Below are 23,213 nucleotides of genomic sequence, written 5' to 3'. Positions count from 1 at the left end.
ACCACCGCCAGCCGACTACAGCAGCAGCGAACTGCGGAGATAGTTCGCGATCATGCGCAGCGGGCTGGCCCCGTCGGCCGGGCCGGTCAGTCGCAGCACCAGCTGCCGGTCGATCGACCCGTCCTGCCCGCCGCGCCAGTAGGCGACCATCACCAGACCGTGCCGCCGCTCACCGTCGACCTGCAGCGTGCTGATTTCGGCGTACGCGGTCGCGATGCCTGCCTGCAGCCACCGCTGACTCCACGCCTCCTCGGCCTGGCGCATCCTCGCCTGCCGGTCCGGGGTGCACCGCTGTGGACAGGGCCGGACCACGACCTCGCCACCGACCTCCTGCTGCTGCTCGCCGAACGTGCCGCTGCACCGCAGCCGGCGGATCTGCGGGGCCCCGTCGTCCGGGACGGGGGAGCAGTCCCAGCTCCACGGCACCTTGAGGATCAGACCCACGTCGGCCAGGTCGGTGTAGGTGCGGACCGTGTCCTCCGGGGTGAACTGGGGCCAGTCGGCCCGCCAGGAGCTCTCCGCCGGTGGCTCCAACCCGGGCTGGTTCGGAGTGGCCAGCGGCGGGGTGCCATCCTGCGGAGGGCCGCCCGGCGGGGTGTCGCTCGGCGGGGTGTCGACCGCCCGGCCCGGCGACGCGCTCGCTGCGGACCGTGGTGGGTTCTGGTCGGACCGGTCCGGCCACCAGATGACGGCGGCACCGGCCAGCAGGACCGCCACGACCGCCACGACCGCCGCCCCGGCCAGCAGCGGGCCCGGAACGCGTCGGCGCGGTGGTTCGGCTGGGGCGAACCGGGGCACCGGAGGGTACGCCGGCTGGTGGGCCAGGGCCGGTGGTCGCTCGGCTGCCGGGCCGACCGCGCCCTGCGGTCCGGCCGGTTGGTACTCCTGGCCGAGGGCGAGGAAGATCCGCTCCGCCCCTCCACCGGGCCCGGCAGCACAGGCGACCCAGGGGACCCGGGCGGTGAAGTTCGCGTATCGGAAGGCCGGCGCTCCCGCCGCCGGGTCGGCCAGCGCCTCGGCGGCTGAGGAGAACGCCTCCCGCCACCGTTCGTCGGCGGCCACATCGGCGTCGAGGATCGCCACGGTGATCTGCTCGCCGTGGGGTTCCACAGCCGACCAGACGCTGCCCGCCGGACACGATCCCAGCATCTCGACGAGCCGGTACGGATCTACCGGTTGCATTCGGCCTCCCGCCCCTGTGTCCTGCTGGGGATCATAGCGACCGAGGGTGACCACGCTGCTGCTCTGGGTTAGCGACACGGCTCGGGGAGCCCTGCGGACCTGTCCGCACGGCCGCCCGGTCAGGCAGCGGTGTCGCGCACCCATGCCTCGGCGTGCGGCCCGGCGCCGACGATCCGGAGCAACTGGACCGACTGGGCCGGATCATCCACCGTGACGAAGTAGGAGTTGCCCCGCCGCACGTGCTGGTGCACGGCCAGGCCGAGCGCGTCACCCGCCTGGGTCAGCGCGGTCAACGCAGCCGGATCCGGCACCCGGACCCGGACCTGGCTGCGGCGGCGGGAGCCATTGGCGACCAGCAGCGCCGCCCGCCACATCGTCCGGGCGGCCGGCGTGCGCAGACCCGGCCGGGCGTGCGGCCCGACCTGCTCAGCTGCCGTCTGCCACAGCCGCGCGAGCCAGCCGAGCACCTCGTCGGCCCGACCGCTGGGGACGAGTACGTCGAACCGGTCCCGGTCGTCGCGTCCGCTCATCCGGGCGGTGGCGGCGATCCGTACCCCGGGGAACTCGCCGTCGACCACGGTGGCCACCCGGTGGGCGAGCGCCGGGTAGGCGGTGCTGACCAGGCTGACCAGCCCGGAGCGCCGCTGCCAGGGCACCGGCCGCAGCAGATGGGTCACGGTGGCGGTCTCCACTCTGGGCAGCCGGTCGGCCGGGACCGCTGCGGCGACCGCGTCGAGCAGCCTGCGGTGCGGGATGGCGCCCCACCGGCCGGCGGTCGCACCGCCGCACCGGCGGGGTTGGGCGTCAACCGACACGGTCGACCTCCTCGTTCTCGACGAGGGACCGGTACGCGGGCTTGATGACGTCGTCGATGACCGCCAGCCGCTCGTCGAACGGGATGAACGCACTCTTCATCGCGTTCACCGTCAACCACCGCAACTCCGACCACCCCCACCCGAACGCCTCCACCAACAACCACATCTCCCGCGACATCGACGTCCCACTCATCAACCGGTTGTCCGTGTTCACCGTCACCCGGAACCGCAGATCACGCAACAACCCCACCGGATGCTCACCGATCGAACCCACCGCACCCGTCTGCACATTCGACGACGGACACAACTCCAACGGAATCCGCTTGTCCCGCACATACGACGCCAACCGCCCCAACCGCACCCCACCCCCACCCACCTCAATATCATCCACAATCCGCACCCCATGCCCCAACCGATCCGCACCACACCACTGAATCGCCTGCCAGATCGACGGCAACCCGAACGCCTCACCCGCATGAATCGTGAAATGAAAATTCTCCCGCTGCAAAAACTCGAACGCGTCCAAATGCCGCGTCGGCGGAAAACCCGCCTCCGCACCCGCGATATCGAACCCCACCACCCCCACCTCCCGGTACCGCACCGCCAACTCCGCGATCTCCTGCGACCGCGCCGCATGCCGCATCGCCGTCAACAACGTCCCCACCCGGATCACCCGACCCGCCCCCGCCGCCTCCGCACACCCCGCCGCGAACCCCGCCAACACCGCCTCCACCACCTGACCCAACCCCAACCCCCGCGACAGATGCTGCTCCGGCGCGAACCGCACCTCCGCGTACACCACCCCGTCCGCCGCCAGATCCACCGCACACTCCGCCGCCGCCCGGAACAACCCCGCCTCCGTCTGCATCACCGCCACCGTGTGCGCAAACGTCTCCAGATACCGCTCCAACGACCCCGAATCCGCCGCCGACACGAACCACCGACCCAACTCCGACGGATCCGTCACCGGCAACACATGACCCACCTCGTCCGCCAACTCCACCACCGTCGCCGGCCGCAACCCACCATCCAGATGGTCATGCAGCAGCACCTTCGGCGCCCGAACGATCTTCGCCAACGAAACAGCCACCATGCGAATCTTTCTTCCTTCGTCGTTACTCGCCGCCGGCCCGGCCGCGCTGCAGTCGGTCCCACACCCGGTCCCGGGTGAGCGGCAGATCGGTGAAGCGGACTCCGGTCGCGTCCCGCAGCGCGTTCGCCAGCGCGGCGGCCACCGGATTGAACGGGCTCTCGCTCATCGACTTCGCGCCCGCCGGCCCGAGCGGATCGCTGGTTCGGGCGAACAGCACCTCGGTGAGCGGCACGTCGGCATAGGTCGGCAGGTGGTAGCTGCGGAAGTCGTCGGTGGTCACCCGACCCTGGTCGTCGATGTCCACATGTTCGGTGAGGGCGGCACCGAGTGCCTGCGCCACCCCACCTTCCACCTGCCCCCGGCACTGCATCGGGTTGAGCACCGTGCCGGCGTCCGCGCTGTGCACGCTGCGCAGGATTCGGATCTCCCCGCTGTCCGGGTCGACCGCTACCCGGAACCAGTGCGCGTCGAAGGCCACCGAGCGGTGCGCTCCGTCGGCGTGCCCCTCGGCGGTGAGCGGCCGGCCGGCCGTCGACGCGGCCCGGGCCAGGTCGACCAGATCGATCCGCCGGCCGGCGCACCGCACCGTTGTCGCGTCCACCCGGCACTCCCGCCGGTCGACGCCAGTCGCCCGCGCGGCGGCGTCAACCAGTACGTCCCGCAGTGCGAGCGCGGCCAGCTGGGCGGCGGCGCCGGCCACCACGGTGCCGGTCGAGGCGAACGCACCGGTGTCGTGACCGACCAGCGCGGTGTCCGACTGCCGGATCCGTATCCGGTCCACGGTGGTGGCCAGCGCGTCGGCGACCAACTGCCGGTGCACGGTGGTCGACCCGTTGCCGAACTCGGCCATCCCGATGTCCAGCTGGTAGCCGCCGTCGGTGTCGAGGGTGACCCGGGCCCGGCCGTGGTGACCGCCCGGTGGTCCGGTGGCGATCATCGCCACCGCCATGCCGTCGCCGACCAGCCAGCCGGCTCCGGCGTCCGCATGCCGGTTCTCGTCCCGAGCCCGCTGAATCAGCTCCAGGCACTGGTCCAGGCCGTAGCTGTGCACCCGTACGGTGTCGTCGTGCCCGACCGGGGTGACCAGCGGATCCTGCGGGCCGATCACGTTGCGGGCGCGGAACGCGATCGGATCGAACCCGAGCCGGCGGGCCAGCTCGTCCACGGCGGACTCCACCGCGAACGACACCTGCCCCAGCCCGTAGCCGCGGAACGCGCCGGCCGGCACCGTGTTGGTGTAGACCGACCAACCGTCGACCTGCTTGTTCGCACACCGGTAGAGGGCCACCGATTCGCTGCAGCCGTGTGCCAGCACCGCCGGGCCGTGGTTGCCGTACGCGCCGGTGTCCGCGACGACATGCAGCCGGATCGCGGTCAGCGTCCCGTCGCGGCGCCCCGCCACCGTCACCCGGGTCCGGAACGGATGCCGGGTGGTCGCCGCGGTGAACTGCTCGGCCCTGGTGAACTCCAGTTTCACCGGTCGTCCGGTGCGCAGCGCGGCCAGCGCCGTCACGTCCTCGACGAGCATCTCCTGCTTGCCGCCGAATCCGCCGCCGACCCGGCCGGCGACCACCCGGACCTTCTCGACCGGCAGGCCGAACAGCCGGGCCAGCGCCCGGCGGGTCAGGTACGGCGTCTGGGTGCTGGACCGTACGGTCAGCCCGCCGTCCGGCTCCGGCCAGGCCACCGCTCCGTGCGTCTCCAGGTGGGCGTGCTGCACCCGTTGGGTACGGAACGTCGCGGTGAAGACCTCGTCGGCGTCAGCCAGCGCCCGGTCGACGTCGCCGATCTCACCGTGCACCTCACCGGCCACGTTGTCCACTGGCCGGGCGATGCCGCTGACCGCCGGATCCAGGTCGTGCAGGACGGGCGCGCCCGGGAGCATCGCCGCCGCCGGGTCGAACACCGCCGGCAGCGGCTGGTAGCTGACCCGGACCAGGTTGGCGGCTGTCTCGGCGGCCGCCTCGGTCTCGGCGACCACCGCCGCCACCCGCTGTCCGACGAAGCGGACCACGTCGTCAAGGAGCCGGGTGTCGGCAGGGTCCTCGCGCGGGTTCTCATGCTGGGCCGTCGAGTACCGCAGGTCGGGGCAGTCGCGGTGGGTGAGTACCGCCAGAACCCCGGGTACCCGCATCGCGTCGTCGGTGTCGACGTCGACGATCCGGGCGTGCGGCACCGTCGAGCGGACCAGCTTCAGGTGGGTCAGCCCGGGAACGTCGACGTCGAAGGTGAATCGGGCGGTGCCGGTGACGATCTGCCGGGCGGCCGGGGCGGCCACGTTGCCGCCGACCGCCGGGCAGCCAGGGCCGCCGTCGGCGGTGCCGGTCACGTGCCGTACCCCGTCGAGCGCGTCGCGGATCGCCCGGTAGCCGGTGCACCGGCACAGGTTGCCTTTCAGCGCGCGCGGCAGGTCAGCGTGCTGGTCGCCGTCGAGCGCGGCCACCGTCATCACCAGCCCGGCGGTGCAGAACCCGCACTGGAATCCCTGCGCGTCGAGAAACCGCTGCTGCACCGGGTGCAGCGTGTCGCCGTCGGCCAGTCCTTCGACCGTGGTCACCGACCGGCCCTCGGCCCGTACCGCCGGGTAGACACAGCTGTGCACCGGGACTCCGTCGACGTGTACGGTGCACGCCCCGCAGTCCCCGGCGTCACAGCCCTTCTTCACGCCGTACCAGCCCTGGTCGCGTAGGAACGTGCGCAGGCACTGGCCGGCGGCCGGCTCCCCGGCGGCGGCGGTGCCGTTCACCACGACGTTCACCGGCCGTCCTCGCCGTCGGCGCCGGCCGTGGCCAGTTCGGCCCGGACCTGTTCGGCCATCCGTAGCGTGCGGTGCCGCCGCCAGCGCGGCAGGCCGTGCACGTCGTCGACCCAGCCAGCGGCGGCGCATCCGGCGTCGACCCGGTCCAGCAGCTCGGGCCCGGTCGGTGCGGCCGGCAGCGACAGCACCACCGGGCGGCGGGTGGCCGCGGTCACCGACATCGTCCATCCGCCGGTGTCCTGATCGACCGAGCCGATGACCAGCGCCGCCGACCGGCCGTGCCGGAACAGCGACGCCCGGCGCATCGCGTACCGGGCCCGAGCGGCGGCGGCCGGCAGCCGGACGCTGCGCAGGTACTCGCCGGTGTCGAGCACCGTCGCACCGACGTCGCGGATGAATCCGTCGGCGGGCACCCGGCGCTGCCCGCCGGCCAGGTCGGTGAGCAGGTACTCGGCCCGGGTCGCCACCGCCAGCGACGTCATCGGACCGGCCGGCAGCGCCGCGCAGATGTTGCCGCCGACGGTCGCCACGTTCCAGATCTTGCGGGAGGCGAGGAACGCGTCGCAGCAGCCGGCGACCAGCTCCGTCACCCGATTCCAGCCGGGCGGCGGGGCGAACCGGGCGAGCTCGGCGACGGTGCAGGTGGCGGCGATCTCCAGCCCGTCGTAATCGATCCGGATCGACGGCCAGCGTAGCCGGGTCAGGTCACGCAGCCGGCGCACCCCGGGCTGAGGTTGCGAGAACAGGTAGCTGCCGCCGGCGAGCCAGCGGTCGCCGGGGCGCCAGGCGTCGGCGTCGGCGGCGATCACGTCGGAGACGGTATGCAGATCCACGGTCCGCATCGTCCGTCGCCGCCGTCGGCCCGGACAATGACGGCGGAACACAATCCCGACCCGCCGATCAGCCGGGTGGTTGGACGAACCTCCAAGGCGTACCCGGGCGCCTTGACCGGGTGATCAGCCGCTGCCCATCGTTGACGGGTGCTTGCCGGAATCGTCCTCGCCGCCGGCGCCGGCCACCGCTACGGTCGGCCCAAGGCGCTGGTCCGTCTCAACGGGACCCCGTTGGTGTCCCGGGCCGTCGAGACGCTGCGCTCGGCCGGCTGCCGGCCGGTGATCGTGGTGCTCGGCGCGGCGGCCGACGCGGTGTGTACGAGTGCCGACCTGGCCGGTGCCGTGCCGGCGGTCAACCCGGACTGGGCCACCGGGATGGGTTCGTCGTTGCGGGTCGGCCTGGCGGCGGTGGGCGCCGGCCAGGCGGACGCCGCGGTCGTCCTGCTGGTCGACATGCCGGGGATCGGTCCAGCGGCGGTCCGCCGGGTGGCGGCCGGCGCCGATCGGCGGACGCTGGCTGCGGCCAGCTACGTCGACGGGCGGCCGGGGCATCCCGTGGTGCTGGGTCGGGCACACTGGACGGCGGTGGCGGCGTCGGCGACCGGTGACACCGGCGCCCGCGACTATCTGCGGGCCCACCCCGACCAGCTGCGTCTGGTGCCGTGCGGCGACGTGGCCGACCCGACCGACCTGGACCGGCCCGGCGACCTGGCACGGTTCCCGGAGCCCGACCGGTTCGCCGGCCTCGACCGGCTCATCGAGGGCAGCGGGTCCGGCGGTGCATCGGCCCGGACGGTGGCGACCGGATGATCGGGCCGGTCCTCGACGAGGCGATGCGCTGGTGGTACGCCGGTGAGCAGGTGGCCGTCGCGACGGTGACCGCCACCGCCGGTAGCGCACCCCGGCCACCGGGCACCAGCATGCTCGTCGCCCCGGACGGTACGGTCACCGGAAGCGTCTCGGCCGGCTGCGTCGAGGCCGCCATCTACCAGCTGTGCCGTACCGTGCTGGACACCGGCGAGGGGCGGCTGGCGCGCTTCGGCGACACCGGCGACGAGCTCTTCGACCCCGGTCTCACCTGCGGCGGCACCATCGAGGTGTACGTGCAGCGGGTGGACCGCGACAGCGTGCCGCAGCTCGACCGGCTGCATGCGGCGACCCGGGCCGCCCGCCCGGTCGCGGTCGTCACCTGCCTCACCGGGCCGCCGGCCAGCCGGGGCCGTTGGCTGCTGGTCGACGCCGACGGTCAGTGGGGTTCGCTCGGCGGTCCGACGCTGGACGCGGCGGCGGTCCGGGCCGCCCGCCCGGCGCTGGACACCGGGCGGACCACGCTCGCCCAGCCCGCCGCCGGCACCACCCTGCTGGTCCTCGGTATCCTGCCACCGCCCCGGATGATCATCTGCGGGGCGACCGAATTCACCGCCGCGCTCGTCCGGCAGGGCCGGTTCCTCGGCTACCGGGTGACCGTCTGCGACGCCCGGGCGGTCTTCACCACCCGGCAGCGGTTCCCGGACGCCGACGACGTGGTCGTCGACTGGCCGCACCGCTATCTGAGCGCCGAGGCCGCTGCCGGTCGGGTCGACGCGCGTACGGTGCTCTGCGTACTCACCCACGATCCGAAGTTCGACGTACCGCTGCTGCGGACCGCGCTCGACCTGCCGCTGGCCTACATCGGGGCGATGGGATCCCGGCGCAGCGCCGCCGACCGGGCGGCCCGGCTGCGTGCCGTCGGGGTGCCGCCGGCCGCGTTGACCCGGCTGTCCGCGCCGATCGGGCTGGACCTGGGGGCGGTGACCCCGGAGGAGACCGCGGTCAGCATCGCCGCCGAGATAGTCGCGGCCCGCAGCGGCCGCGACGGCGGACGGCTGACCGGCGGCCGGGGCTCGATCCATCCGGCGGAGTACGGGCCTGCGGCGCACGGGTCAGCCGGCGGTGAGCCGCAACGCCAGGAAGAAGTCCACCCGGTCCTCGAACCGACCGAGGTCCCGGCCGGTCAACTGCTCGATCCGGCCGATCCGGTACCGCAAGGTGTTGACGTGCACATGTAGCCGTTGCGCGCAGCGGCTCCACGATCCGTCACAGTCGAGAAAAGCCGACAGCGTACGCAGCAGGTCGGCGTGGTGGGCCCGGTCGTACTCCTCGACCGGACCGAGCAGCCGGCCACGGAACCCCTGCCGGGTGCCGGCCGGCACCCCGGCCAGCAGCAGCGAATGCGACGCCAGCTCACCGGCGGCCACCACACTGACCGGGCCGGTCGCGGTGCCGGTGGCGGACCGATGCGCGTGCAGCGCCTCCTCGACCGCCCCGCCCAGCCCGGCGGCACCCACGCCGGCGGCGGAGACGCCGAGGATGAGCCGGCCGCCGCGCAGCCCCGGCGCCATCCGGTCGGCGGCGGCGACCAGCGCCGAACCGATGGTGCCGGCCGCCTGCGGTGTCAGCGCAAGCACGGCGAGCGCCCCCGAGGGCAGGTCGGGTTCGAGGACGGCGACCGCCCGGTCGGGTGCCAGCCGGCTGAGGAACTCGTCGACCACGGCGACGGTCAGCGTCGCCGGTGCGCGCATCCCGTCCAGCGTGGCGGCGACCGCGACGAACGTGGCGTCCGGGTCGAGTCGGGCGGCCAGCAGCGCGGCCCGCAGCCCGGCGAGGTCCCCCGGCGCCCGCAGCGCCGCCCGCAGCTGACCGGCCAACCGTGCCTCCACCCGGGCGGCCTCGTCCAGGTGCGCTCGCTCCAGCGCCACCACGCTGGTCAGCTCGTCGACCGTGCCGGGCAGCGTGTCGAGCGCGCCACGGCAGGCCACCAACCAGGCAGCCAGCCGGTGCTCGGCCCGGCCGGGCACCCCGAACACGGAGAACCGCGCACCATCGACCGTCACCGTCGCGGGCAGCCGCTGCGCGGTCAGGAAGGCGCGGCTCAGCGCGTCGGCGACCGGATCGGCCAGCTCGGCCGTTCCGGCCACCACCCGGCCGCTGGTGGTCAACGTCCAGCAGTCGGTGTCGATCGCTGCGGCGACGGTCGGCAGCAGATCGGTCAGCCGGGCGCCGGCGGCCATCGCGGCGACCAGTCCGCGCTGCCGGCCCAGCACCGCCGCCAGCGAGCTGGCCCGCTGCGCCCACAGGGTCGGGTGAACGTCGTCGATGATGTCGCGGAACGACACGTCGGCGGGCACCTCGAACAGCGGTAGCCGGTGCCGGCGGCAGGCGGCGACCAGGTCGCCGGGCACGCTGCCGTGCAGCGCCTCACCCGCGCCCAGCGCGGTCACCCCGGCGGCGGCCAGCGCCGCGACGAAGACCTCGGAATCGGCCGGCCCCCGGTGCCACATCAGGCCGGTGAGCACCAGGTCTGCGGTGGACACATAGCGGCCCGGGTCGGGCAGGTCGATGACGTTGACCCGGCCGACGGTGCGGTCCCGACCGTCGTCGCCGGTCAGCGGCACCAGCTTCAGATGGGCCTTGTCGAGCACGTCGGCCAGCAGCACAGGGGTCGCCTCCGGTCACGGTGATTGGATGAACCTCCAAAACCGTACGGTGACGATGTTTCGTCTTTGGTCCCTGCGCCGCTACCGGCCGGCTCGCCGCAACTGCTTGACTGCTGCTGCCCAGCGAAAGGGGACCGGATTGGACCGCGGACTCGACGTGTTCAACACGTTGCCCGCCGATGACGTGCGGGAACTGCTGCTGAGTTGCTGCGCCGCGCCCGGCTGGGCCGCCGCGGTGACGGCCGACCGGCCGTACGCCGACCGGGCGGCGTTGACCGCCGCCGCGCGGGCACGGATCGGGGCGTTGCCCTGGCCGGAGGTGGTCGGCGCGGTCGCCGCCCACCCGCGGATCGGGCGGCCGCCCACCGGCACCGGCCGGGACGCCGAGTGGTCCCGTCGTGAGCAGGCGGCGGCGACGGCCGCTTCCGCCACCGACGGCTCCGGCACCGACGACGCCGGCACCGACGGCTCCGGCACGGACGGCTCCGCCGCCGACCGGGCCGGCGCAGCCGTCGCGGCCGACCTGGCGGCCGCCAACGACGCCTACGAGCAGCGGTTCGGGTACCGCTTCCTGATCTTCGCCAACGGCCGCGGCGCCGCCGAACTGGTGGCCGCCGCCCGGCAGCGGCTGCACCACGACCCGGACACCGAGCAGGGCGTGGTCCGCACCGAGCTCGGCGACATCGCCGCGCTGCGCCTGGGCCGGCTGGTCGACGACATCGCCGCGCCGGCGCCGCTGTCCAGCCACGTGCTGGACACCACCACCGGAACCCCGGCGGCCGGCATCGCCGTGCGGCTCGACGCCGCCGACCCGGTCGACGGCTGGCGCACCGTCGCCACCGGACACACCGACGCCGACGGCCGGCTGCGTGACTGGGTGCCGGGCGCCGGCTGGGCCGCCGGGACGTACCGGCTGGTGTTCGACGTGGCCGACCGACTCGGGGCGGACGCCTTCTACCCCGAGATCCCGGTGGTGTTCACCGTCCGCGACACCGCCCGCCACCACCACGTACCGCTGCTGCTGAGCCCGTACGGCTACACCACCTACCGAGGGAGCTGACCGGATGGGAATCGTTCTGGGGCCGAACCGGTACGGCAAGGCACAGACCCGGGTGGTCCGGGTGGACCGCGACGGCGACCGGCACAGCCTGCGCGACCTCAACGTCTCCGTCGCGCTCGCCGGTGACCTCGCGGCCACCCACCTCACCGGCGACAACAGCCAGGTGCTGCCGACCGACACGCAGAAGAACACGGTGTACGCGTTCGCCCGTCGCCACGGTATCGCCAGCGCCGAGGACTTCGCCCTGCTGCTGGCCCGGCACTTCGTGGACAGCCAGCCCGGCATCACCCGGGCCCGCGTCGACATCGAGCAGTACGACTGGCGACGGCTCGGGTCGCACTCGTTCGAACGCGACGGCGGGTCCACCCGTACCGCCACGGTCCGCTACGACGGCGACCGGGCGGAGGTGATCGCCGGCCTGTCCGACCTGGTCCTGCTCAACTCCACCGACTCGGAATTCCGGGGCTACGTCGTTGACCCGTACACCACCCTGCCGGAGACCGACGACCGGATCCTCGCCACCGCCGTGGACGCCCGGTGGCGCTACGCCGGCACCGCGCCACCCGGCGGCTTCGACGCCGCCCACACGGCCGTACGGCAGGCACTGGTCGACGCGTTCGTCAGCACCTACAGCCGGTCCCTGCAGCAGACGCTGTACGCGATGGGTGAGCGGGTGCTGACCGACCGGCCCGACGTGGTGGAGGTGCGGCTGGCCCTGCCGAACAAGCACCACCTGCTGGTCGACCTGAGTCCGTTCGACCTGGACAACCCGAACAGCGTCTTCGTCGCAGCCGACCGACCGTACGGGCTGATCGAGGGCACCGTCACCCGCGACGACGCGCCGCCGGAGCTGGGGCAGTGGTGATCGTCGTCACCGGCGCGGCCGTCGCCACGGTCGACGCCGCCGGCACCGAGCACCGTGACGGGCATCTCGTCGTCGGCGACGACGGCCGGATCGCCGCCGTCGGCCCCGGCGACGTGCCCGCCGACCTGCTCGACACGCTCACCGGCGGGGACCAGCGCCGGGTACGCCGGGTCGACGGCGCCGGCTGCCTGGCCACCCCCGGCCTGGTCAACACCCACCACCACCTCTACCAGTGGGCCACCCGTGGCCTGGCCCAGCAGCAGAACCTGTTCGGCTGGCTGACCACCCTCTACCCGGTCTGGTCGCGGATGGACGCCGACACGGTGCACGCCGCCGCCGCGGCCAACCTCGGCTGGCTGGCGCTGTCCGGCTGCACCACCAGCACCGACCACCACTACGTCTTCCCCCGCGACGCCGGTGACCTGTTCGCCGCCGAGATCGCCGCCGCGCGCCGGATCGGGCTGCGGTTCCATCCCTGCCGGGGTTCGATGGACCTCGGCCGGTCGGCCGGTGGGCTGCCCCCGGACTCCACGGTGGAGGACACGGACGCCGCGCTGGCCGCCACCGAGGCGGCGATCGACCGCTGGCACGACCCGGCGCCGGAGTCGATGCTGCGGGTCGCCGTCGCCCCCTGCTCGCCGTTCTCGGTCACCCCCCGGCTGATGCGCGAGTCGGCCGAACTGGCCCGTCGCCGGGGGGTCCGGCTGCACACCCACCTCGCCGAGACCGTCGAGGAGGAGGAGTACTGCCGGACCACGCACGGCTGCACCCCGGTGCAGTACGCCGAACAGCTCGGCTGGCTCGGCGACGACGTGTGGCTGGCGCACGGCGTACACCTCGACGACGCGGCGGTGACCCGGCTCGGCGCCACCGGCACCGGCGTCGCGCACTGTCCCAGCTCGAACGCCCGGCTCGGGGCCGGCACCGCCCGGGTGACCGACCTGCTCGCCGCCGGCGTACCGGTCGGCCTGGGTGTCGACGGTGCCGCCAGTCAGGAGGTCGGCCACCTCGGTGCGGAGCTGCGCCAGTCGCTGTACGCGGCCCGGCTGCGCGGCGGACCCGCCGCGCTGACCGCCCGCGACGCCCTCGCGCTGGGCACCATCGGCGGCGCACGTTGCCTGGGCCGGGCGGCCGAGATCGGCTCGCTGGAGGTGGGCAAGCTCGCCGACGTCGCGCTGTGGCGGGTCGACGGGCTGGGCCACGCCGGCATCGACGACCCGGTCGCCGCGCTGGTGCTCGGCCCACCCGCCCCGGTGGAGCTGCTGCTGGTCGGCGGCCGGCCGGTCGTCGAACGCGGCGAGCTGCGTACCGCCGACGCCGCCGACCTGGCCCGCGAGGCCGCCCGTACGCACCGGACCCTGATGTCCCCGGTCCCATCGAACAGGAGTGACCTCTGATGCCCCGCAGCCAGGTCGACCCGCCGCCAGCCGCCGTGACCGTTTCGGCCCCGGCCGGCCGGCCGGCGGCCACCGGGGACGTGCTGACCGGCGACGCGGTGGCCTTCCTCACCGGACTGCACCGCCGGTTCGCCGGCCGGCGGGCCGAGCTGCTCGCCGCCCGTGGTCGCCGCCGGGCCGACATCGCCCGCACCGGCCGGTTGGACTTCCGCCCCGACACCGCGCAGGTGCGGGCCGGCAGCTGGACGGTGCCGCCGCCCCCGCCCGACCTGGCCGACCGGCGGGTCGAGATCACCGGGCCCACCGACCGGAAGATGACCGTCAACGCGTTGAACTCCGGTGCCCGGGTCTGGTTGGCCGACCTGGAGGACGCGAACACCCCGCACTGGGCGAACGTGATCGACGGGCAACGCAACCTCGCCGACGCCGTGCGGCGCACCATCGAGCTGCGGACCGAGTCGAAGATATACCGGCTCGGCCCGGGACCGTACCCGACCATCGTGGTCCGGCCCCGTGGCTGGCACCTCGACGAGCGGCACCTCGTCATCGACGGCGCGCCGGCCGTCGGCGCGCTGGTCGACGCCGGTCTCTACCTTTTCCACAACGCCGCCGAACTGCTGCGCCGGGGCAGCGGCCCCTACCTCTACCTGGCCAAGACGGAGAGCCACGAGGAGGCAGCGCTGTGGCACGACGTGTTCGTTCACACCGAGCAGGCGCTCGGCCTGCCGGCCGGAAGCATCCGGGCCACCGTACTGATCGAGACCATCACCGCCGCGTTCGAGATGGACGAGATCCTGTGGGCGCTCGGCCCGTACGCCGCCGGGCTCAACGCCGGTCGGTGGGACTACCTGTTCAGCATCATCAAGAACTTCCGTGACGCCGGCGAGCGGTTCGTGCTGCCGGACCGCGCGGCGGTCACCATGACCGCGCCGTTCATGCGCGCCTACACCGAACTGCTGGTCGCCACCTGCCACCGGCGGGGCGCGATGGCGATCGGCGGCATGTCGGCGTTCATCCCCAACCGGCGGGACGCCGACGTCACCGCGCGCGCCGTCGACCAGGTCCGGGCCGACAAACGTCGGGAGGCCGCCGACGGCTTCGACGGGTCCTGGGTCGCCCACCCCGACCTGGTGCCGGCCTGCCGGGAGGTCTTCGACGAGGTCCTCGGCGACCGGCCCAACCAGCTCGACCGGCAACGCCCGGACGTGGCGGTCACCGCCGCGCAGCTACTGGACGTCGCCGCCACCGGCGGTGCCGTGACCGAGGCCGGGCTGCGCGCGAACGTCGCCGTCGCGGTGCGCTACCTGGAGGCCTGGCTGCGCGGCAACGGCGCGGTGGCGATCGACAACCTGATGGAGGACGCGGCCACCGCCGAAATCTCCCGGTCGCAGATCTGGCAGTGGATCCGCAACGGGGTACGGCTGCCCGACGGCACCCTGGTGACCGCCGACCTGGTCCGGGCCATCGGCGACGCCGAACTCGCGGCGATCCGCGCCGCGCTGACCGAACCGGACTGGGCGGCGAGCCGGTTCCCGCAGGCCCGGGCGTTGTTCGAGGAGGTCGCTCTCGGTGCCGACTACGTCGACTTTCTGACCCTGCCGGCGTACCGGCTGATCGACTGATGGCCCGGCTCGACCCGGCGGTGTACGCCGCGTTGGACGACCGGCTCGCCGACGTCGACGCCGCGCTGCGGGCCCGCTACCCGGGCGAGACGCCGGGGCGCCAGCCGGTGCACACCGTGTACGTGCCCGCCGACCGGATCACCGCCGATCTGGTGCCGACCTGGGGCGCGGCCGCGTTGGCCGCGCTGGACGCCCACCCGCCGGCACCGTACCCGGCCGAACTGGACCGACGGGTCCGCGCCAAACTGGCCCGCGAGCCGGTCGAGGACCTGCGCATCGACGTCGAGGACGGGTACGGCGTACGCGACGACGCCACTGAGGACGCCGACCTGCGGGCCGCGGCGCGCGCGCTGACCGAGGCACGGGCCGCCGGCGTCGGCCCACCCCACGTCGGGGTTCGGATCAAGTCTCTGGAGGCGGCCACCCGGCGGCGGGCGGTGCGCAGCCTCGACCTTTTTCTGGACGCCTGCGCTGGGCCGCCCGACGGTTTCGTGGTCACCCTGCCGAAGGTGAGCCACCCGGCCCAGGTCGCCGCGATGGTCGACGTCTGCTTCCGGCTGGAGCAGGCGTACGGGCTGCTGGACGGGGCGCTGCGGTTCGAGATCCAGATCGAGACGCCAGCGGCGGTGCTGGCCGGCGACGGCACCGCGACCGTCGCCCGGCTGATCGGTGAGTCAGCCGGACGGTGTGCCGGACTACACTTCGGCACCTACGACTATGGAACCGCCTGCGGCGTCGCCGCCGATTACCTGAGTATGGACCATCCAAGTTCCGACCACGCGAAAGCCGTCATGCAGGTGGCCGCCGCCGGCACCGGGGTACCGCTCAGCGACGGCTCCACCAACATCCTGCCGGTCGGCGACACCGAGACGGTGCGGTCTGCCTGGCAGCGCCACGCCGGCCTCGTCCGCAGATCCCTGGAACGCGGCTTCTACCAGGGTTGGGACCTGCACCCGCACCAGTTGCCGACCCGGTTCGCGGCGACCTACGCCTTCTACCGTGCCGGCCGGGCGCAGACCGTCCGGCGGCTCGACGCCTACCTCGCCCGCCGGTCCGGCGGAATCCTCGACGAGCCGGCGACCGCCCGGGCGCTGGCCCGTTTCCTGCTGCGCGGGCTGGACTGCGGCGCCGTCGACCCGGCCGACGCCGGTTTCGACCGCACCGTACTGACTACCCTGGCCGGTCCGGGCGCCACCGAGGTAGCGCCGACCGCCGACCGCGATGCCGCGCCGACCGCCGCTGGAGATGCCGCGCCGACCGCCCACCCACCGACCGCGTCCGGTGAGGAGCCCACCGACCATGCCCGTTGATCTGGTACTGCGGTCCCGCCGCACGGTGCTGCCCGACGGTGAGCGTCCGGCCGCAATCGCCGTCGGCGACGGTCGGATCGTCGCCGTCACCGACTACCGGGAACACGTGCCGGCGACGGTCGACAGCGACCTCGGCAACGTCGCGCTGCTGCCCGGACTCGTCGACACCCACGTGCACGTCAACGAACCCGGCCGTACCGAATGGGAAGGATTCGCCACCGCCACGCTGGCCGCCGCCTCCGGCGGAGTCACCACCATCATCGACATGCCGTTGAACAGCCTGCCGCCGACCGTCGACCCGGCCGCGCTGGCCGTCAAACGGCGGGCCGCCGCCGGGCAGTGCCATGTCGACGTCGGCTTCTGGGGCGGCGCGGTCCCCGGCAACCAGCAGGTGATGCCCGACCTGTACGCCGCCGGGGTCTTCGGGTTCAAGGCGTTCCTCGCCGACTCCGGGGTGCCGGAGTTCCCCCCACTGGACACCGGTCAGCTCGCCGCCGCGTTGGCGGCCGTACCCGCCCTGTTCGTGGTGCACGCCGAACAACCCGACCAGCTCATGGCCGCCGCCTCCTCGACCCGCTACCGGGACTTCCTCGCCAGCCGACCGCCGGCCGCAGAGATCGAGGCGGTGACGGCGGCCATCGACGTCGCCCGTCGGGTCGGCGCCCGACTGCACATCCTGCACCTGTCCGCCGCCGGAGCGGTACCGGTGCTGGCTGCGGCCCGGCGGGCCGGGGTGCCGGTCAGCGCCGAGACCTGCCCGCACTACCTGACCCTGGCCGCCGAGGAGATCCCGGACGGGGCCACCGAGTTCAAGTGCTGCCCGCCGATCCGGCAACGCGACAACCAGGACGCGCTGTGGGCCGCCCTGGCCGACGGCACCATCTCGTGTGTGGTCTCCGACCATTCCCCCTGCCCGCCCGCGCTGAAGGCACCCGACACCGGGGACTTCGCCGCCGCCTGGGGCGGCATCGCCTCGGTGCAGATGGGGCTGCCGGCGGTCTGGACCGAGGCCCGTCGGCGCGGGTTCGGTCTCGGCGACGTGGTCCGGTGGATGTGCCAGAGGCCGGCCGACCTGGTGGGGCTGCCCACCAAGGGCCGGCTCGCCGTCGGCGCCGACGCCGACCTAGTCGCCTTCGACCCGGCACCGAGCTACCACGTCGACCCCGCCCGGCTGCGGCAACGTCATCCGATCACCCCGTACGCCGGACGACGCCTGACCGGCATCGTCCGGGCCACCTGGCTGCGCGGCGCGCCGGTCACCCCGGACGCGCCACGTGGCCGCCTGTTGTCGCGAGAGGGGACCGTTGACCGGTAGTCACGTATCCACGCCACCGCCCGGTCCGCCGGACGGATCCGACCCGACCCGACTGCCCGACCTGGCGTCCCGTGCCCTCGGCGGGGGAGTGGTCGCCGCTAACGACGAGTTCTTCGCCGCCGCCGACAACCTGGTCGACCCGCGTCCGCCGGTCTTCGCCGCCGGCACCTTCGGGGCGAAGGGCCAGGTGTACGACGGTTGGGAAACCCGCCGCCGGCGGCTACCCGGCGCGGACCACGCCATCGTCAGGCTCGGTGCCCCGGGGATGGTCCGCGCCGTGCTGATCGACACCGCGCACTTCACGGGCAACTACCCGCCGTACGCGGCGGTGGACGGTTGCTGCCTCCTGGGCTATCCCGGGCCGCAGGAACTCGTCGCGGCGCGGTGGACACCGCTGGTGCCCCGAACCGCGCTGGCCGGGGACAGCCAGCTGGTCGTCCCGGTCGACGTGCCGGCACGGCAGACCCACGTACGGTTGACGATCTTTCCCGACGGCGGGGTCGCCCGGCTGCGGGTATACGGCGAGCCGGTGCCCGACCCGGATCTGCTGACCGAGGTGCTCGACCTTGCCGCGGTCGAGCACGGTGGCCGGGTCGAGGCGTGCAGCGACCGGTTCTACGGATCCCCGCAGCAGCTGCTGCTACCCGGGCCGGCCCGCACGATGGGCGAGGGCTGGGAGACCGCCCGCCGCCGCGACGACGGCAACGACTGGGTCCAGGTCCGGCTCTGTGCCGTCGGCGTCGTCGAGTTCGTCGAGCTGGACACCAGCCACTTCAAGGGCAACGCACCGGCGGCGGCCCGGCTGCTCGGCACGGACCTCACCGGCACCGACCCGGCCCTCGACGGCGGCTCCGGCGTCGACTCCACCGACTGGCCCGAGCTGCTGCCGCTGACCCCGTTGCAGCCGGACACCCGGCACCGATTCCGGCTGGACCGGCCGCGCCCGGTCAGTCACGTCCGGCTGGACATCCATCCCGACGGTGGGATGGCCCGGCTGCGGCTGTTCGGCCGGCTCACCACCGTCGGCGCCGCCGACCTCGCCGCCCGATACCGGACGGCGGCTGCGGCCGGCTGACCTAACCTGGGCATGCGTCGAGGGCCGGACCCCGGGGTACGGGGTCCGGCCCTCGCGCTGAGCTTGGGGTGTTTCGGGTCAGCTGTTCCAGTGCTGGGCGACGAGTTCGGCGGCCTGGGTCTCCCACTGGGCGTAGTGGTCCGGGTACGCCGACACCTGGACGGTCTGGGCGGCCTGGGTCAGCGGCATGTCCTGCCAGCCGTCGACGGCCTTGAGGGCGTCGAGGAACGCGGTGGTGGAGTACTCGACGTCGGTGATCTGCTCGACGGTGCCCCAGCCGGAGGAGGGGCGCTGCTGGAACAGGCCCTGCGAGTCGTGGTCGTTGCGGTCACCGAGGTGGCCGAGGTTCTCCAGCTTCGACTCCTGCAGGGCGGTGGCGATCGCGACCACAGCGGCCCGCTCGTCCATGCCGGCCTTCTTCGTCGCGGCGATGATGCCCTTGACGTTGTCGGTCTGCTCGCCGGACAGGGTGATGCGGGACTGCTCGCCCTGCACACCGTGCGGGGTCAGCTTGTCGGTGTCGACGCCGCTGCTGGCGGCGGCGGACACGGGTGCGGCCAGGGCGGTGGGGGCGTGGTCGGCGGCCAGGGCGGGGGCGGCGATCGCGCCGCCGGCGAGGGTGAGCCCGGCGATGCCGAGGGCGGTGGTGCGCAGGCTGGTACGCAGGGTACGGGTGATGATCGTGGTCATGGGGGGTCCACCTTCCGTTTGCCGAGGGGGCGCACCCGTCACGGGCGGGCGGGTGCGCGGTAAACGGTCATCCGGGTGGTACGGGATCTCAGACGTGCGATGTCGGCTCGCGGGCGGCTCCGGCGCGCCCCGGGGTCGGGCGCGGGTGCGCTGCTGCGCGCCGTGACCATGTACAACCACGCCGACCCGTCGACGATTCCCGACCGGGTCCACCCGCCGGGGCTGCCCGGCCGGGCCCGGAGCCTGACTGCCGCCTGGCGGCTGCGGGCCGGAGTGCGTGGCGCGACCATGCACAACGACGGTGCCCGCCGGATCATTCCGAGTCGGCCGCCGGGCCGGGGACGGCCGTCTCCCGCCGAGGCGTCGGCACCTGCGGCGTACCGTCGGCCCCTTCGGACTCCATGACCAGGTAACGGGGGCGGCGCTTCGTCTCGTAGTAGATCCGGCCGATGTACTCGCCGATCACGCCGAGGATCATCATTTGAATGCCGCCGAGACCGATGACGCTGACGATGATCGTGGTGTAGCCGGGGGCGTCGATTCCCCGGATCAGCGCCGCCGCGACCACCCAGGCCGCATACGCCACGGCGACGAATGTGAGCCCCATGCCGGCGTAGATCGCCGACCGTAGCGGCCGGTCGTTGAACGACAGCAGCCCATCGAAGGCGTAGTTCAACAAAGACCGGAAACTCCAGCGGCTGCCACCGCCGGCGCGGGCCTCGTTCGGGTACGCGAAGACGACCGTGTTGAACCCGATCCACGAGTAGAGGCCCTTGGAGAACCGGTTGTATTCGGGCATGGCCCGCAGCGCGTCGACCGCCCGGCGGGAGAGCAACCGGAAGTCGCCCGCACCGTCGAGCAGTTGCACGTCCACCCAGCGGTTCATCAGCCGGTAGAACGTCCGCGACGCGACGGTACGGACGAACCGGTCACCCCGTCGGTCGCGGCACGCGATGACCTGGTCGTACCCCTGCCGGTACAGGGCGACCATATCGGGCAGCAGGCGTGGAGGGTGTTGCAGGTCGGCGTCCATCACGATGACGGCATCCCCGCTGGCCCGGTCCAACCCGGCGAGCATCGCCGACTCCTTGCCGAAGTTGCGGCTCAGCGCGAGATACCGGACGGCCGGGTCGGCGGCGGCCAGTCGGCGCAACTCGGCCAAGGTGCCGTCGGTGCTGCCGTCGTCGACGTAGACGTACTCGACCTCGACGTCGTCGAGCGCGGTCACCGCGGCGGTCACCGCCGTGTGCAGCCGGGTCAGCGAGGCGTCCTCGTTGAAGCAGGGGACCACGACCGACAGCCGCAGCGGCCGACCGGCCGCTGGCCCGGGACGGTCAGTCGAGCCGGTAGACGAGGACACCGTCGATCTCCTCACGGGTGATGCCCAACCCGTCGACCGGACGTTGGGCGACCCCGTCCCACGGTGTGCCGATCAGTCGGTCCGGCATCACCAGCACCGTACGCACCCCCAGGTCACGCAGGTATTCGACGCTCGCCGGGTCGGGGAAGAACGCGGTGACCGCCCGGGTCTGCTCCTGGCTGGCCGGGACGAAACCGGCCAGACCGTTGGCGACCTGCGGAAAGTCTCCCTCAGTGGTCCAGAGCATGACGTTCAGCTCGAACGCGCCGGCGTCGCTGGGCAGCACCAGCACCGGCCCGGTGACCTGGTCCCAGGCGGCCGGTGGGGTGGGCACCTGCGGATGGGCGGTCCGGTTCATCCCCTCGACCACCACCAGCGCCAGCGGGATCGCCAGTACGGCACCGACGGCCTGCCGGGACCACTGCGGCCATCCGGCGGCGGCCCGGCGCAGTGCCGTGGCCGCGGCGGTGAGCGCCCCGGCGGCCAGCACCGCGAGCAGCAGGCTGGTCCAGATCATCATCCGCCCCGGGGTGCGCAGCGCGTCCCAGCCCGGCAGGTGCTTGGACAGCGTCAGGTAGCCGGGGTCGCCGTCGCCGCCGAGCGTGGCACCGAGGGCGAGCAGCGCCGTGCCGATGACTCCGGCGGCGAGCGCCACCCGGTGCCGGATCCGAAACGACGAGACGACCAGGCCTGCGGCGGCCAGGGCGATCAGCGTCACCCCGGGCAGCAGCGTCATCTCCGGCGGCCAGAAGATCTGCTCCCGGGTGGCGGCGTGCCGTTCCCCCCACAGCCAGGACTCGGCGGGTGCGGTGATCAGGCCGACCACCGGCGGGGAGAACATCTCGGTCCAGGCCAGGCTCCGCTCCGCCTGCGGGTTGAGCTCGACGACGCGGAAGTAGGCCGCCGCGATCGCGAGGGTGACCGCGCCGAAGATCACCCCGCCGAGCGCGTCGGCCGCGAGCAGTCGTCGGCCGAACGGTGGGCGGCGGCGGTGCCGCCACCAGGAGATCCCGTAGCCGCCTGCGGCGACGACCCCGGCGGCGAGCAGGAAGTAGACCAACGGCAGCCCGATGCCGAAGCCGAGGCTGATCTGCCAGGCGGCCACCAGCCAGCCGGCGAGGGCCCAGCCCGGTCTGCGCCGTTCGGGGCGGTAGCCGTGCCGCAACGACCAGCCGTGGCCACGGGCGAGCATCGCCAGACACAGCGCGATCCCACCGGTGGAGAGGATGTTCATGTGCCCGGAGTGGGCCAGCCGCCAGGGGGCGAAGGCCCACGCGACCCCGGCCACCGCCGCGCCGATCCGGCCCGCGCCGAGCTGCCGGATCAGGGCGTACGCGCCGATGAACGCCAACGCGTACAGCAGCACGTACAGGATGTTGTAGCGGATCAGCGCGGCTTCGAAGCCGGAGCCGATCATCCCGGCCGGTGCGTAGCCGAGCAGCGTGTCGCTGTAGGCGTAGGTGTAGCGCTCAGGGAAGAACGTGTTGGAGTGCCAGAGCCCGGTCGGGTCGGTCAACAGGGCATGCCCTCCCCAGGCGACCTGCCAGGCCTGCAGGGTGGGGTCGGCGATGTCGCCGGGGATGGTGCTGGCGGGGTGGCGCAGGGTGGGCCAGGTCAGCACCACTGCGAGGAGTAGTCCGCCGAGCACGGCCAAGGTCCATTCGTGCCGCAGGAACCGCCACAGCGAGGGCTGGGGGGCGGACGGGCGGTCTTGAGCGGTCTCCACGAGGATCGATGATCTCAAATCAGGACGTGGGCTGTCGAACCCGCCCGTCACCTGCCGGGCCGGATCTGGTTCGCCGATCATCGTTGCACTCGGTGACCCCGCGCAAGTCCTACCGGACCTGCGGGATCTAGGGATTCCGCTATTGCCGCGCTCGGCCCGAGCCGCAACGCTGGCTCCAGCGGGTGCTGTGCAGCCGGGGTCCGTCGTGTGGTCGGCGGTGTGGACCCGGTGTCGACGGAAAGGTGGGGCGCGACTGTGAACGGGAACTTCAACAAGGAGGACGCCGGGTTCGCCACCGCGATCGCGGCGTTGGACGACCACGTCAGCAGCATGATCGTCGCCGGGCAGACCGCGTACCGGATCCAGGGCGAGATCCGGGCGACCTACCAGGCGGGCTCCAGCTCGGTCTTCCAGGCGAAGCTCGATGAGTGGATCAGCGCGTACAACAACGTGATGATCAAGTTCCAGGATCTCGGCGAGAAGACCGGCTTCGTCGGCCAGATCATCGACTCCGGTGAGGATAGCGCTGGTGTCACGGGAGCCAGCTGGGACACCGACGACGGGATCTACGACATCCTCGCACCGGTCGGCCGCTGATCCGGTACGCAGCGGGAGTCTGAGCAGCGGGAGTCTGAG

The 23,213-nt window shown here is 73.3% G+C and carries 18 protein-coding genes and 1 pseudogene; 10 read left to right on the top strand and 9 right to left on the bottom strand.

Annotated elements, in window-relative coordinates; all coding sequences use genetic code 11:
• Positions 1–15: 15 nt before the first annotated feature.
• The 5 genes from ACN27J_RS05685 to ACN27J_RS05665 all read right to left on the bottom strand — a co-directional run bounded on the left by ACN27J_RS05685 (position 16) and on the right by ACN27J_RS05665 (position 6,681).
• Positions 16–1,182, bottom strand: a complete 1,167-nt coding sequence (locus tag ACN27J_RS05685; protein ID WP_421364241.1) for a hypothetical protein — start codon at positions 1,180–1,182, stop codon at positions 16–18.
• A 119-nt stretch (positions 1,183–1,301) separates the two neighbouring features.
• On the bottom strand, positions 1,302–1,997 hold the full coding sequence (locus tag ACN27J_RS05680; RefSeq protein WP_421364239.1) for a hypothetical protein: 696 nt from the start codon (positions 1,995–1,997) through the stop codon (positions 1,302–1,304).
• Positions 1,987–3,090 carry an adenosine deaminase gene (locus ACN27J_RS05675; protein WP_421364237.1) on the bottom strand — a complete coding sequence of 368 codons (1,104 nt, stop codon included), beginning with the start codon at positions 3,088–3,090 and terminating at the stop codon, positions 1,987–1,989. Before ACN27J_RS05675 ends, ACN27J_RS05680 begins: the two co-directional genes overlap by 11 nt.
• Before the next feature lie 22 nt (positions 3,091–3,112).
• Positions 3,113–5,848: a molybdopterin-dependent oxidoreductase gene (locus tag ACN27J_RS05670; protein WP_421364236.1), complete on the bottom strand. Its 2,736-nt coding sequence runs from the start codon at positions 5,846–5,848 to the stop codon at positions 3,113–3,115.
• The gene (locus ACN27J_RS05665; RefSeq protein WP_421364234.1) at positions 5,845–6,681 is read right to left on the bottom strand and encodes an FAD binding domain-containing protein; all 837 of its coding nucleotides are present in this window, start codon (positions 6,679–6,681) and stop codon (positions 5,845–5,847) included. Before ACN27J_RS05665 ends, ACN27J_RS05670 begins: the two co-directional genes overlap by 4 nt.
• Before the next feature lie 147 nt (positions 6,682–6,828).
• On the opposite strand from ACN27J_RS05665, the gene ACN27J_RS05660 reads away from it, so the two are divergent.
• Together ACN27J_RS05660 and ACN27J_RS05655 are read left to right on the top strand one after the other, a co-directional pair.
• Complete coding sequence (locus ACN27J_RS05660; RefSeq protein WP_421364233.1) at positions 6,829–7,491, top strand: nucleotidyltransferase family protein; 663 nt, start codon at positions 6,829–6,831, stop codon at positions 7,489–7,491.
• On the top strand, positions 7,488–8,729 hold the full coding sequence (locus tag ACN27J_RS05655) for an XdhC family protein (protein ID WP_421364231.1): 1,242 nt from the start codon (positions 7,488–7,490) through the stop codon (positions 8,727–8,729). Before ACN27J_RS05660 ends, ACN27J_RS05655 begins: the two co-directional genes overlap by 4 nt.
• Here ACN27J_RS05655 and ACN27J_RS05650 read toward each other — a convergent pair.
• Positions 8,676–10,142, bottom strand: a pseudogene (locus ACN27J_RS05650) (PucR family transcriptional regulator); the annotation flags it as partial. The gene ACN27J_RS05655 and the pseudogene ACN27J_RS05650 overlap by 54 nt on opposite strands.
• A 154-nt stretch (positions 10,143–10,296) precedes the next feature.
• On the opposite strand from ACN27J_RS05650, the gene uraH reads away from it, so the two are divergent.
• Genes uraH through alc form a run of 7 tightly spaced genes read left to right on the top strand, consistent with a single transcriptional unit; the run spans position 10,297 to position 18,801 of the window.
• Complete coding sequence (uraH, locus tag ACN27J_RS05645; protein ID WP_421364229.1) at positions 10,297–11,217, top strand: hydroxyisourate hydrolase; 921 nt, start codon at positions 10,297–10,299, stop codon at positions 11,215–11,217.
• A gap of 4 nt (positions 11,218–11,221) precedes the next feature.
• The gene (gene pucL / locus ACN27J_RS05640; protein WP_421364227.1) at positions 11,222–12,082 is read left to right on the top strand and encodes a factor-independent urate hydroxylase; all 861 of its coding nucleotides are present in this window, start codon (positions 11,222–11,224) and stop codon (positions 12,080–12,082) included.
• Positions 12,076–13,479, top strand: a complete 1,404-nt coding sequence (locus tag ACN27J_RS05635) for an 8-oxoguanine deaminase (protein WP_421364226.1) — start codon at positions 12,076–12,078, stop codon at positions 13,477–13,479. Before pucL ends, ACN27J_RS05635 begins: the two co-directional genes overlap by 7 nt.
• Positions 13,479–15,101: a malate synthase A gene (gene aceB / locus ACN27J_RS05630; protein ID WP_421364224.1), complete on the top strand. Its 1,623-nt coding sequence runs from the start codon at positions 13,479–13,481 to the stop codon at positions 15,099–15,101. Before ACN27J_RS05635 ends, aceB begins: the two co-directional genes overlap by 1 nt.
• Positions 15,101–16,411, top strand: a complete 1,311-nt coding sequence (locus ACN27J_RS05625) for a DUF6986 family protein (RefSeq protein WP_421364222.1) — start codon at positions 15,101–15,103, stop codon at positions 16,409–16,411. The genes aceB and ACN27J_RS05625 overlap by 1 nt, the downstream gene beginning before the upstream one ends.
• Entirely contained in the window at positions 16,401–17,726 is a 1,326-nt protein-coding gene (gene allB / locus ACN27J_RS05620; protein WP_421364221.1) for an allantoinase AllB, read from the top strand. Before ACN27J_RS05625 ends, allB begins: the two co-directional genes overlap by 11 nt.
• Positions 17,716–18,801 (top strand): allantoicase, encoded by a 1,086-nt coding sequence (gene alc / locus ACN27J_RS05615; protein WP_421364219.1) that lies wholly within the window; start codon positions 17,716–17,718, stop codon positions 18,799–18,801. The genes allB and alc overlap by 11 nt, the downstream gene beginning before the upstream one ends.
• Positions 18,802–18,879: 78 nt before the next feature.
• On the opposite strand, the gene ACN27J_RS05610 is transcribed toward alc, so the two are convergent.
• From ACN27J_RS05610 to ACN27J_RS05600, 3 genes are all read right to left on the bottom strand, one after another.
• Positions 18,880–19,467: a hypothetical protein gene (locus tag ACN27J_RS05610; protein ID WP_421372123.1), complete on the bottom strand. Its 588-nt coding sequence runs from the start codon at positions 19,465–19,467 to the stop codon at positions 18,880–18,882.
• Between the two features lie 337 nt (positions 19,468–19,804).
• Positions 19,805–20,797 carry a glycosyltransferase family 2 protein gene (locus ACN27J_RS05605; RefSeq protein WP_421372122.1) on the bottom strand — a complete coding sequence of 331 codons (993 nt, stop codon included), beginning with the start codon at positions 20,795–20,797 and terminating at the stop codon, positions 19,805–19,807.
• 28 nt (positions 20,798–20,825) lie between these two features.
• The gene (locus ACN27J_RS05600; RefSeq protein WP_421364217.1) at positions 20,826–22,658 is read right to left on the bottom strand and encodes a hypothetical protein; all 1,833 of its coding nucleotides are present in this window, start codon (positions 22,656–22,658) and stop codon (positions 20,826–20,828) included.
• Positions 22,659–22,832: 174 nt separating this feature from the next.
• Between ACN27J_RS05600 and ACN27J_RS05595 the strand changes: the two genes are divergently transcribed.
• Complete coding sequence (locus ACN27J_RS05595; RefSeq protein WP_278169382.1) at positions 22,833–23,174, top strand: hypothetical protein; 342 nt, start codon at positions 22,833–22,835, stop codon at positions 23,172–23,174.
• The last annotated feature ends 39 nt before the right edge of the window (positions 23,175–23,213 follow it).

It is taken from the genome of Solwaraspora sp. WMMB762 (assembly GCF_049179115.1).
In the GTDB taxonomy this organism is placed as follows: Bacteria; Actinomycetota; Actinomycetes; order Mycobacteriales; family Micromonosporaceae; genus Micromonospora_E.
Note: the sequence above shows the minus strand (reverse complement) of the source record. Positions and strands in the feature narration are given on the sequence as shown.